The following is a 12,638-nucleotide window of genomic DNA, read 5'->3' on the forward strand; positions in this document are numbered from 1 at the left end:
GACGCTGCGCGTCCCGCTCACCAAGCCTGCTTCGCAGGCTTGGTGACGCTCCGTTTGCTGCGCTTCCGGAGCTGCGGGGCTTTGCCCCGCTGACCCTGGGCTTCGCTTCGCTCTTTCCTGGGCCGGCGGGTCCGCTGCGCTCCCCCGCCTCAAGGGCCCTTCCGGCTGCGCCTGCAGGGCCCGGGGCCCGCTGGCGCGGGCCTGGCTGGCTACGAGGGACGGGGGTCGCTCGTTCGTGTGAGGTTCTGGGGTGTGACTGCCTCAGGTAGATGCAGCATGTATCGTTGGCAGAAATCAGGGATACCCGGATGGCCACTCGGGATTTTCCCAACTTTCGAGAGGATGGCCAGATGGCTGGTCATCACGAGTCTACCGGGCCAGATCCCGCGCTGAGCAGCGATTTAATGCTCTGGGTGGCGCAGTATCAGGCGGCGGGTGTGAAAGCCCGGTTGGGACTGTTCGCGCTCCTGGAGGCGCAGGGCGGCGTGCCCGCGAGCGAGGTGGGCGACTTGGTGGCCGGGGCGCAGTGCGAGGTGGTGGAGCTGGGCGGCATGGTGCCGGCTTCTTGGGGTGTGCTGTGTTCGCGGGCGGTTGGGACGAAGAGGTGATGGCGGTGGGCGAGGTTCCGGGGGCATCGCGGGCTGCCACGGCGCGCGGGCGGTCGGGCAGCTGGCCGTACATTTCGCGAACGTGAGGCAGCGTGAACGGGGCGGGCTTGGTGCGGCTGGAGGGGTTCGTCCGGGAGTCCGTGCTGCCGCGCGCCCATCCGTACACCACGGCGCGACACCTGTGCTGGGCGAGGCCGGCGGTCTGTGTACGGCGCGGCTGGTGAACAGCGAGAAGGACTGTGTTCTCTGCGCGCTCGGTGTCGGGCGCTACGACCCGGACGGCTGGCCGCCCTGCAAGGGCGGAAAGCCTGGCTGGCGCTGGGCGGGTGGGTCGATCTGGAACGGGTCGGGTGCGGCCTGTATTCCGCACGTGGCCATTGCAGGACCATAGGAATAGGAATCGGGGAGGTTTAGAGATGCTTTTGGTTCCGCTCAAGGAACACCAGGTCGACCAGAAATTGCGCTTTCGTGACTGGGTTGGATTCCCTGCAAGATCTTTTGTGCCTCCGGAGGGGGCGCGTGCCATGGGGGTGTCCGCGACCGGGTCCGGTAAGACGATCACCACCGCTGCGTGCGCTCTGGAGTACTTCCCGGGCGGGCGGATTCTGGTGATGGTGCCCACGCTGGACCTGATCGTGCAGAGTGCCCAGTCCTGGCGGCGGGTCGGGCACCGCGCGCCGATGGTCGCGGTCTGCTCGGTGGACAAGGACGAGGTCCTGGAGCAGCTCGGGGTGCGCACCACGACCAATCCGATCCAGCTCGCTCTGTGGGCCGGGTCGGGGCCGGTGGTCGTGTTCGCCACGTATGCCTCTCTCGTGAACCGGGAGGACCCCGCCGATGCCTCTGGTCGTGGGACTGTTCCTGGGCCGTTGGAGTCGGCTCTGGCGGGCGGGGAGCGGTTGTACGGGCAGCGGATGGCCCCGTTTGACCTGGCCATTCTGGATGAGGGGCACATGACGGCCGGGGACATGGGGCGGCCGTGGGCGGCGATCCACGACCAGTCCCGGATCCCTGTCGACTTCCGGCTCTACCTGACCGCGACCCCGCGGATCCTGGCCGCGCCCCGGCCGCAGCGGGGCCGGGACGGCCGGGAGCTGGTCATCGCGTCGATGGAGGACGACTCCCGCACCTACGGCACCCGGATTTTCGATCTCGGGCTGGCGGAGGCGGTAGAACGCTCGATCCTCGCCGGTTTCGAGATCGACGTACTGGAGATCCGCGACCCCGACCCGATTCTGGGGCTGTCTGAGGACGCGCTGCGCGGCCGGCGCATGGCTTTGTTGCAGGCGGCGCTGCTGGAGCACGCGGCGCAGCGGAATCTGCACACCACCATGGTGTTCCACCAGCGGGTCGAGGAAGCCGCGGCATTCGCCGAGCAGATGCCGGCGACGGCCGCCGAGCTATACGTCTCTGAGGCATCCGCGGCGGCGCTCGCCGGGGCGGAGCAGCTGCCGGCATCGTCGATCGACGCAGAGTTGTACGAGCTGGAGGAGGGCCGGCACGTGCCTGCGGATCGGGTGTGGGCGGACTGGCTGTGCGGGGACCATCCCATCGCGCACCGGCGGGAGGTGATCCACCGGTTCGCCAACGGCATCGATACCGACAGCCGGCGGGTGCACCGGGCGTTCCTGTCCTCCGTACGCGCCCTCGGCGTCGGGGTCGACATCACCGGACTGCGCGGGGTCGAAGCCGTGTGCATCGTCGGCTCGCGCAGCTCCCAGGTCGACATCGTCCAGAACATCGGACGCGCCCTGCGGCCCAACCCGGACGGCCGGGCCAAGACCGCGCGGATCATCATCCCCGTCTTCCTCCAGCCCGGGGAGGACCCGAAGGACATGATCGCCTCCGCCAGCTACCAGCCCTTGGTCGACATCCTCCAGGCCCTGCGCTCGCACTCTGAACGCATGGTCGACCAGCTCGCCTCCCGCGCCTTGACCCGCGGCACCGAACGGCGGCGTATCCACGTCCGGCCCACCGGCGCGGCCGGCCCGGAGAACGGGGACATGCCCGAGGAGACCAGCCAGGCGCAGCAGGAGGTCGACCGGGTCACTGAGATCGTGGTCAACTTCGCCTCCCCCCGCGACGCCGCCGACATCGCCGCCCTCACCCGCTGCCGCGTCATCCGCCCCCAGTCCCTCGTCTGGCTCGAGGGCTACCAAGCCCTTCTCCGGTGGCGTACCGAGAACGGGATCACCGGCCTGTACGCCGTTCCCTATGACGTCGAGACCGAGGCCGGGACGACGAAGACGTTCCCGCTTGGTCGATGGGTCCACCAACAGCGCAAAGCGCTGCGCGCAGGCGAACTCGACCCCCACCGCAAAACCCTCCTCGACGAAGCCGGAATGGTCTGGGAACCCGGCGACGAAGCATGGGAGACCAAACTCGCTGCCCTCCGCTCCTACCACCGGGCCACCGGCCACCTCGCACCCCGGCAAGACGCCGTCTGGGGCGAAGGCGAGGGAGAAGGCCTGGTGCCGGTCGGGCAGCACATGGCCAACCTCCGCCGGAAAGGCGGCCTCGGAAAAGACCCGGAACGGGCGACACAGCGCGCGCAGCAGCTGGCGGAGATCGACCCCGACTGGAACTGCCCCTGGCCACTGGACTGGCAACGCCACTACAAGGTGCTCACCGACCTCGCCGCCGACGAGGACGGCGGCGTCCTGCCGGCCATCGAACCCGGAGTGTTGTTCGAAGGCGACGACCTAGGCACCTGGCTGAAGCGCCAGAAGAACCCCAGCACCTGGAAACAGCTCCTGCCCGAACAGCAGGAACGGCTGACGAAGCTGGGCGTGCAGCCCGAGCAGGCGCCCTCCCCCACCCCCGCGGCCCGTCGCGGGGCGAGGGGGCCGAGCAAGGCGCAGCAGGCGTTCCAGCGGGGGCTGACGGCGCTGGCGCAGTGGGTGGAACGGGAAGGCGCCCACCGGCCCGTACCTCGGGGGCACAGCGAACGGATCGCGATCGACGACCAGGCGGAGCCGGTAGTGGTGAAGCTGGGCGTATGGGTCTCCAACACCAAGGCCCGGCGCGACAAACTCGCCGCGGAACAGGTCGACGCACTACGAGAGCTGGGTGTCGAGTGGATCTGACAGTCGTCGGCAAGGACCCTCTGTGCCACGGCTAACACCCGGCATGCCTGGGCTCACTGCCGCGCGAGCCCAGGTGGTCCCCGCTATGCCGCATCCGCCGTTCCAGCACGTTTAACCGCGGGTCTCGTCCTGGTGCCTTCGTCAGGGAGTCCAGTCGAAGGGGATGAGTGCGTTGCGGTTGCCTTCATCGTCGGGTCGCCAGTTGGCGATCACAGCGTTCTGGAACCATGGTTCGGGCAGGTTCGCGTGGTCGCTGACGATGATCTGCAGGGTGCCCTCGTTAAGTCGTGCCACTTCGTCGAGGAGCGTGAAGTAGGCGGTGACGGTGGCCCAGTCGGCGTCCTGGACCTTAGAGGCGTCTCGGGGTTTCTCTGGGAAGAACGCCTGGGTGGGCTGGTCGAGCATGAGGAAGCCGGGGACGGGCCGGCTGTTGCTTCGCAGGTAGGTATGCAGGGCCAGGTGGGCGACAAGGTGGTAGCCAATGTGGTTCTTGGCACTGCCGATGCGTCGCAGGGGCCGTCGTCCGTCAGGGCTTCTGACGACAACGTTGAGGAGGTTCAGGCTGATGCTGACCTCGGTTGCGTTCGCGGCTTGCCCGAGGTTGAGACGTTTGGCCCAGGCGGTCATGTTGACCGCGATGTCGGCCAGGCAGCGTTCGGTCTCGGCGGCGACGTCGTCCTCGTCGACGAGGACTTGGAGCGTGGCAACACGGTCCTTGGCCAGCTCGAGATCGTGCCGCAACTTGCTGATGTCACTGGCCGTCCCGGTGCGGCTGAGGGCCTCGGCGATCCGCCCTTGGACGTGGGCGATACGCATCTGCTGTTCTTGCAGGTTACGCATGCGCTCGTCGCTGGCGAGGAGTTCTCGAAGTTGGGCCCCGTTGAGCCGGAGGCGTTCGGCGACCGCAGCACGTTCTGCCTGCAGGGCGCGGCGGTGTTCCTCGCGGACCGGTTGGAGCGTATGCGCGTGGGTGAGTTCGTCGGAGAGCCGTGTGGTGAGGTCGGAAATTTCCTGTACTGAGGGGTCGGGCTCCTGAAGCGGCTGCGTGCACATGGGGCAGACGGTGGTGTCGTGGAGGTACTCGGGGCCCAGGAGGGCGAGGCTCTTGAGGCGGTCGAGTTGGAGGTGGAGTTCTCCGGTGAAGGCGCGGCCTTGTTCCTGCCAGCGGTCGACTGCGGCGAGAGTGTCGTCGTATTCCTGGAGTTCTTCGCGCAACGCGCGGCGTTCCTCGTTGAGTTCGTAGCGCCGGTCGGGCAGATCCAGTGGCGCGGCAGTTCGCGGCGAGGCGTCGAGGGCCTGCTGGAGCAGTGCGACGACCTGCCCGGTGTCAGGTGCCGGCGGGACGTCGGTGAGCAGTCCTTCGTTCTCGGCGAGGCGGACGAGGGCCAGGCCGCCCGCATCGGTGGCGGCCTGCTGGCGCACTGCATCGTCGTACTTGCGCTGTGCTTGGCGTTGCGCGCGGATGGCTTCGCCGAGGTGGTGACGGCGGAGGGACTGTTCAGGGCCAGCGGCGCCAAGGAAGTAGGGAAGTGTGTCCTTGAGGGTCTGCGCCATGCCGGTCTCGGTCTGGCGGTGGAACAGCGCTGTCTTGTCGGCGATCTCGTTCTGGTTCTGGAAGCAGAGCAGCGCGGCGTGCGCGATGGAGACGTCGAAGGCGTTTCGTGTGGTTCCGGCTGGTGGCTGGAAGCGAAAGTCCTCGATGCCGAGCCGGGCGCTGACTTCGCTGCGCAGGGCCGCGACGTTCGAGTTGGCGATGAGCTCGTCCGCCTGCGGGAGCTCAAGGGTTGCGTCTCCGGTTCGCACCATCGCATGGATGGTGGAGGCACCAGTCGGCCGAGGCCGGGCGAGGACCATGCGGCCGCCGTCTTTGAAGGTGACCAGAAGGGCGTACCAGCCGACGGACTGGTCGATCGGTTCGTCGGGCAGGTTGGCGGTGCGGCGTCCCAGGCAGTAGTCGACGATGTCCTGGACCTCGGATTTTCCGGTCTCGGACTCGCCGGTGATGATGTTCAACGCCCCGGGGCGGAAACGCAGGACCCTGTGGTCTTTCCTGCCGTCTCGGTGGTAGAGGGCCAGGGCGAGCAGTTGCATGGCGGTTCTGGGACTCCTTGTGAGAGGGGCGGTCAGGGACGGACACCGAGGACGGTGAAAGCGCGGGCGGGATCGGTGGTGGCGAGCCATCGGCCGACGAGGGTTGCAGCGCGGGCGCACTCGGCGACTTCGGCGCCAGGGGCGGCTTGGGCGCACGGGAGCAGTTGAGATTGCCGGCGGTGACTTCTATGGCGCGGTGGCGCATGGCGGTGCGCAGGCTGGCTCGGGTGTAGTCGGTCAGCGCCGCGGCTCGTTCGGCGAAGGCGGCCTGCTGGCGTGGGTTGGCGTTGACCCAGGCACTGAGAGACATGGTGGATCTGGTCGGCAGGGAGCTTCGCGTGTCGGCGGGCAGGACGAGCGGAAGGACCAGGAAGACGCTGGGCCAGGGCATGGGAGTGTGTGCCTTCTTGGCTGCGGCATGGATGCTGCTGGCGAGGAGGTAGGCGCCGAAGGCCGGGTTGAATAGGGCTCTGGCCTCAAGCGTGCTGCGGTGAGGGGCGGTGGTCACTGGTCCTGCTCTTCCCGCTGCTTGCACAGGTCGGTGTAGTCGGGATGCCACCCCAGGGCGCGGTCGGGGTGCGCGGTGGCCGCCTGGTCGGCCAGGCCGTGAAGGGTGCCGTGGCCGATCCATGCCGCGGTGGTGCTGCCATGGCGGGCCGGTTTGCCGGCGACTTTGTCCATGGTGTCGTCGAGCACCTCCTGGCCCACCTCCTACGGAGGGGAGGCTCACGGGCGTTCCTTGAGGGAGTCGATGTGCTCGACGGCAGCGCGCGCCTCCGCGTCGTCGACATGGCGGTAGCGCTCCATCGACAGAGGTGAGGCGTGGCCCAGCAGCCGCTGCACCACATCCCGGTCCACTCCGTCGCGCAGCCAGCGCGTCGCTGCCGAGTGACGCAGCATGTGCGGGCGGCACGCATGCCCCGCGGTACGGGCCAGGCGGTCGAACGTCTCCTTGGTGTTCGGGTACGACATGGCACCGCCCAGCGGCGGGCGGAACAGGTTCACGAAGACCATCTCCGACTCTGCGGCCTGGGCCACCCGGTCCCGCTCGTACTGGTAGTCGGTGTACAGCGCGACCAGGTCGGCGGTGACCGGCACCATGCGGGAGAAGCGGGACTTCGCCAGAGCCCGGTTGGGGTTGTCGGTGCGGCGGCGGACATGCACGTGCGGGCCCTCGATCCCGCAGCCCACCGCGCGCGAGGAGGTCAGCAGGTGCATGTCGCCACGGTGCAGACCGAGCGCCTCGCCGATCCGCAGACCGGTACAGGCCAGCAGCGCCACCAGGAAGCGGTCCCGCGCTCTCGGGGCGGTGGCGATCATGTGGCGGATCTGTTCGTCGCTGAGGTCCTCGTAGCCCGGCTCAGCGATCCTGAAGCGGAACGAGGCCGCCTGTACCTCGCGCCTCTGGCCGGACTCGCCTGCGTCGTAGCCGGGTGGAGTGAAGCGCAGCAGCTTCGGCTCCGACAGCAGGGCGGTCGTGGAGGCCGGCACCCAGCCATGCGTAGCACCGAAGCGTAGAAACTCCGCCACCGCTGTCATCACCGCGTTCGCCGTCGCCCGAGATCGGAACCGGGCCAGCCCCGGCTGGGCCCTTCTGCTGCGGGACGGCAAGGGCGCCTCGACGAGCCACTGCTGCAGCCCGGCAAGCCCGAGGAAACCCGGCGCCTTCCAGTCCAGCCGCCGCATCAGGCAGTAGTTCAGGTAGAGAGCGACTCTGCCGGCGTAGACCCGCTCGGTATTCGGTGAGCAGTCCCGAGCCCGCAGCGAAGCAAGATAGGCCACCGCCTCGTTCTGCAGACCGTAGGTCCGGGAATCGACCACCACCCACCGGCTCACGCCCGTCGCCGGAGAGACAGCCCGCTCACCCACGTAGATCCGTTCCACGTGCCGAACGTAACCACCACTCCCCCACCCTCACCCCGGGATCGACCCGCAACCATTCCCGCAGGTGACAACCCAAACAAACATCCCTCACACTTCGACCACCCCTAGATAAAAGGCCTCCGCTCGCATGACGAGCGCCTGGTCGAACAGCTCGCCTCCCGCGCCCTCACCAGCGGCAAGCGCAAGATCCACCTGCGGCGCACCAAGAACGGACGGATCATCGGGACCGGCGGCGCAGGTGACAGCGAGGGAGGCGGTGAGGGCCAGGAGCAGGACGACGCCGGCACGGCCGCCGAGTCGGCCCTGCTGCACTTCTCCAGCCCGCGCGACGCGGCCACGATCGCGGCGTTCCTGCGCACCCGGGTGTACCGGCCGGAGTCCCTGGTGTGGCTCGAGGGCTACCAGGCCCTCATCCGCTGGCGGAAGGAGAACAAGATCACCGGCCTCCACGCCGTCCCCTACGACGCCGAGGTCGAAGTCGGCGTCACCAAGGACTTCCCCCTCGGGCGGTGGGTGCATCAGCAGCGCAAGGCACTGCGGGCCGGAGAGCTGGAGGACCGGCGCAAGACGCTGCTGGACGCCCCGGAAGCCGGGATGGTCTGGGAGCCGGGCGAGGAGGCGTGGGAGGCCAAGCTCGCCGCGCTGCGGTCCTACCGGCGGGCCATGGGGCACCTCGCGCCCCGACAAGACGCCATGTGGGGCGAGGACGACGAGATGGTGCCCGTCGGCCAGTACATGGCCAACCTCCGACGCAAAGACGGCCTGGGCAAGGACGCGGAACGGACGGCGGAACGCGCGAAGCAGCTGGCCGCGATCGACAAGGACTGGAACTGCCCCTGGCCACTCAACTGGCAACGCCACTACAGGGTGCTCGCCGACCTGGTAGACGCCGACGGCCACCTGCCGGCCATCGAACCCAGGGTGCTGTTCGAGGGCGATGACATCGGGCGGTGGCTGAAGCGGCAGAAAAACCCGAGCACCTGGACGCAGCTGTCGAGCGAGCAGCAGGAACGACTGGTGAAGCTGGGCGTACAGCCCGACCAGGCCCCGTCTCCGGCCCCGGCAACCGCGCACATGACGAAGAGCCCGAGTAAGACGCAGGCGACGTTCCAGCGGGGCCTGGCGGCCCTTACTCAGTGGGTGGAGCGTGAGGGTGACCGGCCGGTGCCGAGGGGTCACAGCGAGCAGCTCGCCGTCAACGGTGAGGCGAAGGCGGTGACCGTCAAGCTGGGCGTATGGATTTCGAACACGAAATCCAGGAGAGACCGGCTAGACGCCCACCAACTCAAAGCGCTGCAGGAGCTGGGCATGGACTGGACAGGGCCGGTCGTGGCAGCACAGCCGCCCCCTGACCGCAGCGTCCGTCTCCACGAGACCCCGGGCCGCAGAGGCCCGGGGCCTCGTCACAGCGGCCCGTATTCCGGTGCCGGGGGCGGCTACCGGCGTCCTGGCGGTGACCCGAGCCTCCGTCAGGAGGGTGCCTGGCGCCGGGGCGCGGTATACGGGCCACCGGTGATCTTTGGCGCGCCGGCGAGCGGGCTGTCCCTGAGTTGGCGGGTTCAGTTGACGTCGATGAGGAACCGGCCCGGGGTAGCGCCCCTCACGAATCGGGCCCATCCCTTGTCTCCCACGATGGTCAGTGGGCGGTCCTCCCTGTCCTGCCAGATCTCGTAGTGGTCGCCCTTGTCGATGAAGCGGATCGGGGCGTCCTTCCGTGAGACTGCGCGCATGTACCCGTCGGTGCTGTCGATCCACATGTCCTTGTTGGTCGCGCAGGTCACCTTCAGGTACCCGCCCCAGTTGCCGTCCTTCTCCCAGGCTTCCTCCGCGACCCGGACCCACACTGCGGGGAAAGCCTCCCTGTGGTGGCCTACTGTCCGATGGTGCGACACGAACATGTAGGTGTCGTCATCCCACCGGAACGCCGCCCTGACGGGATCCGCCGAGGCGTCACGGATCTTGAAGTTTTTAGTAGGCAGGTTGCCCATGGTCCACTCCCCTTGTTGAACGGGATCGGGCTGCCATCATCGCTGCACGCGATCTTGGCTTGCGCCGGACCCTCGGCTCTGCCACCCGAACGAGGGGTGTTCTGCTGCACGCTGACCCCTCACCCAGAACCGCTCCGCGCCTCAGCACTAGCTCAGGCAGTTCGCCGTGGGGAAGCAGGTAGGTGGCAAAGCGCTCGACGCGCAAAGCGGACAGGCGCGCTCCTGCCTTTGATGGCTGGCTGTGTGGATCGCCGAACCCGCCCGTTCATCCGTGCTGGCCGCTTGTGCGGTCATTGCTGCCGCGGTTTCGGGGCGTGGTGGAGTTCGCCCAGGGCGGTGAGGGTGAAGACCGCGGGGTGGGAGGGGTGGTGGTAGGGGATGGGTCGGGGGGCGACCTGCTCGGGTCGTGAGGTGAAGGCCCCGCCGGGTTCCTCGCGGGCGAGCAGATAGGCCAGGGCCGTGCCGGTCCACGCGGGACGGCCCAGGGTGGCAGCAACGCTGAGGGCGTGGGCCGTGCTGCTGACGTCGCTGTCGTCAAACGGCCCGTGGCCGAAGCCACCGTCCGGATTCTGTGTGTGCTCACAGTAGGCGTCGGCCCGGCGTAAAGCGGTCTTCACGCGTGCGCGCAGCGGGGTGCTGACCGCTGGTGGCAGGCAGGTCAGGGCGGCGGTAGCGCGGCGCAGGCCGTGGGTCTGGGTCAGGCTCCAGCTGCGCTCGAAGGTGCCGTCGGTGGCCTGGGCGTCGAGCAGATGGAGTGTGGCGCGGTGCAGGAGGGGGGTGTAGCGGTCGGGGTCGGGGGCCAGGGCGAGGATGGCGTTGGCGGTCATGACCGCTTCGGAGGGCTCGCCGGGCAGGTAGGTGGGAAAGCCTCCGTCCTCGCCCGCCAGGCCGGCGAGGTACTCGCGGCCGCGGTGCAGGGGGCGGGCGTAGCGGGCGGGGTCGATGGCGTGGAGGGCCTCGAGGGGTGCGCCAGTGCTTTCGGCGTCGCACTGGGTGACGCGTTCGGTGTACGCCCAGCCACCGTCGGGGTTTTGGTGGGTGACGAGGTAGTCGCCGATGTTCAGCAGCAACTCGCGGTGCTCAGGCAGGGCGCAGCGGGTCAGAACCAGAGCGGCGACGGCGGACAGGAACAAGGTGTGATCGCCGACGAAGGGCAGCCCGCCGTCGGGATTGCGCACTGCGAGCAGGGCGTCGATGCCGTCGCCGATGAGCGGACTGCTTGTGTCGGCGTGATGCAGGGCGAGCAGGGCCAGCGTGTGCGCGCCGACATTGCCCTCCCACACCTCACGCCGGCCCGCCACCAGCCGGGCCGTAAGAAAACGGCAGTCCTCGTGTGCCACCTCCTGGCCCAGGCCGTGGATGGCGAGGATCTTCATGGCGCAGCCGGTGACCTCTCCCCACGTGGTCGGCCCGCGGTAGTCCAGGCTGGCCGCCTGGGGCGGGTAGGGGGCCTGGCCCAGGACGGCCAGGTAGAGGGCAAACAGCGTCCGCTTGCGGCCTCGGGTGTGAGCGGGGATGTCGTTCAGGGCCTGGTCGAGGGCGTGCGGCGGCTGGGGCAGGCCGAGTGCGGCGCGGGCGAGCATCTGCTCCACCGGGTGCAGATCAGGATCGGTCCGGGAGACGGTGATGAACTGCTCCAGGCACGCTTGGACGCGCGGGTAGAGGTCGCGTCGGCGTAAGAGGGCCAGCATCAGCGCGGACTCCAGCACCCGGCTCAGGGTCGGCTCGGCGAACGCACCACGGTCGTCGAACGCGGCCGCGACCCGGCCGGCCACCCGCTGCGCGACCCGTCGCACAGTGGTCTGTTCGCCGTCGCAGTCCTCGGGCTTCACTGCGGTGTCTGTCATCTCACGACCCTTCCTGCTCATTCCGCTCGGACGTCGTCCCGGCACCCGCGGGGAGCCTCGCGGCGCAGCCGGGCCCCCCGGGGTAGGGGTTGGCCGAGCGCGGACAGATTGCGGTGCCGGGCTGGGTGGGGTGATCAGCGCACCGTCTGCGGTGCGGGGTGCGTGGGCGCGGTGTAGCGGCCGGATTCCTTCAGCCAGGCCATATGTGTGCTGGGCATGGTGCAGATCGTGTACGCGACCTGGGCGACACCGGCCCGCACGGAAGGACTCAACGCACGGGTGGTATGGTGCAGCTGGTGTCGGGCGGTCGTCATCTGCGCTGCGCGCCGCTCGATGAGGTCGCTTACCTGATTTACGGCGTCTTCAAGGCGGCAGCCGGTCGCGTGCTGCAGGACGATGACGTAGTTGGTGCTCTCCCCCGCCGCCACCTCCCGTGGGTAGGACAGCAGGTCGTTGGTCCACGCGGTCAGATCGTTGGACGCATCGCGCATCTGGCGCCACACCGGCGCCTCGGCGAGGGCAGCCGGGACTTCGGCATGGTGCAGAGCTTCCACCAGGTCGTACATGAACATACCGTTGGCATCGCGGCGCAGCGCCGGATAGTCCTGCGGCGTCGGTGTGGTGCCGTGGCGGCGGTGAGTAATCTGCGTCAGGAATGCGTCCCGGTGCTGGTGCAGGTGGTCCTGGAAGCGGCGCCGCCAGGCCTGTGACATCCCGGCCGCGGTGCCCGGCCACAGGCCGGCCACCGCACCGGCCACCGGCGGCAGCAAAGACCCGGGGCCTGGACTGCGGCCTTCGAGAACTGCGGTGAGCGCGGCGTAGGTGTTGCGGACCGCAGTGGTGGAGCGGCCCGTGAGGTCTTCGTCCTGCTCGTCATCAAGCTGGAACAGGACAGTGATCCACCGAGCCAGCCGTGCCACATTCCCGGCCGCAGCGTCGGGGATCATACGGGCCGCCATCCGGTGAAAACCCGCCGCCCGCAGCCGTCCCCGGCCCTCAGCGTCTGTCGCCAAACCGGTCCTGGCCGCCCACACCTCCAGCCCCTGGCCGATCTGCTCGACCCGCGGGTGAATCCGGCCCGCAACACGCGGATGGATCACCGGTATGGCCACCTCTGATCCTGCCTCTCCCACC

Annotated in this window: 8 protein-coding genes and 2 pseudogenes; 3 read left to right on the forward strand and 7 right to left on the reverse strand. The window is 68.8% G+C overall.

Annotated features, from left to right (window positions below; genetic code table 11):
- Positions 1-284 precede the first annotated feature (284 nt).
- Together ACZ66Z_RS35505 and ACZ66Z_RS35510 are read left to right on the forward strand one after the other, a co-directional pair.
- Entirely contained in the window at positions 285-608 is a 324-nt protein-coding gene (locus ACZ66Z_RS35505) for a hypothetical protein (RefSeq protein ID WP_469940019.1), read from the forward strand.
- Positions 609-1,024: 416 nt separating this feature from the next.
- Positions 1,025-3,694 carry a helicase associated domain-containing protein gene (locus tag ACZ66Z_RS35510; RefSeq protein ID WP_469940021.1) on the forward strand — a complete coding sequence of 890 codons (2,670 nt, stop codon included), beginning with the start codon at positions 1,025-1,027 and terminating at the stop codon, positions 3,692-3,694.
- A gap of 141 nt (positions 3,695-3,835) precedes the next feature.
- Here ACZ66Z_RS35510 and ACZ66Z_RS35515 read toward each other — a convergent pair whose 3' ends face one another.
- The 4 genes and pseudogenes from ACZ66Z_RS35515 to ACZ66Z_RS35530 form a co-directional block, all read right to left on the reverse strand.
- On the reverse strand, positions 3,836-5,785 hold the full coding sequence (locus ACZ66Z_RS35515) for a DUF3732 domain-containing protein (protein WP_469940022.1): 1,950 nt from the start codon (positions 5,783-5,785) through the stop codon (positions 3,836-3,838).
- A 220-nt stretch (positions 5,786-6,005) separates the two neighbouring features.
- Positions 6,006-6,344, reverse strand: a pseudogene (locus ACZ66Z_RS35520) (three component ABC system middle component); the annotation flags it as partial.
- On the reverse strand, positions 6,290-6,481 hold the full coding sequence (locus ACZ66Z_RS35525; protein ID WP_469940024.1) for an ABC-three component system protein: 192 nt from the start codon (positions 6,479-6,481) through the stop codon (positions 6,290-6,292). The pseudogene ACZ66Z_RS35520 and the gene ACZ66Z_RS35525, both read right to left, overlap by 55 nt.
- Positions 6,482-6,511: 30 nt before the next feature.
- Entirely contained in the window at positions 6,512-7,669 is a 1,158-nt protein-coding gene (locus ACZ66Z_RS35530) for a tyrosine-type recombinase/integrase (protein ID WP_469940025.1), read from the reverse strand.
- A 108-nt stretch (positions 7,670-7,777) separates the two neighbouring features.
- On the opposite strand from ACZ66Z_RS35530, the pseudogene ACZ66Z_RS35535 reads away from it, so the two are divergent.
- Positions 7,778-8,989: pseudogene (locus ACZ66Z_RS35535) on the forward strand (helicase associated domain-containing protein); the annotation flags it as partial.
- 239 nt (positions 8,990-9,228) lie between these two features.
- Here the strand turns inward: ACZ66Z_RS35535 and ACZ66Z_RS35540 are convergent.
- The 3 genes from ACZ66Z_RS35540 to ACZ66Z_RS35550 form a co-directional block, all read right to left on the reverse strand.
- Entirely contained in the window at positions 9,229-9,657 is a 429-nt protein-coding gene (locus ACZ66Z_RS35540; RefSeq protein WP_469940027.1) for a hypothetical protein, read from the reverse strand.
- 290 nt (positions 9,658-9,947) lie between these two features.
- Positions 9,948-11,504 carry a prenyltransferase/squalene oxidase repeat-containing protein gene (locus ACZ66Z_RS35545; RefSeq protein WP_469940028.1) on the reverse strand — a complete coding sequence of 519 codons (1,557 nt, stop codon included), beginning with the start codon at positions 11,502-11,504 and terminating at the stop codon, positions 9,948-9,950.
- Between the two features lie 134 nt (positions 11,505-11,638).
- Entirely contained in the window at positions 11,639-12,616 is a 978-nt protein-coding gene (locus ACZ66Z_RS35550) for a terpene synthase family protein (protein WP_469940030.1), read from the reverse strand.
- Between the last annotated feature and the right edge of the window lie 22 nt (positions 12,617-12,638).

The sequence above is a fragment of the Streptomyces sp. NPDC107498 genome, assembly GCF_055582805.1.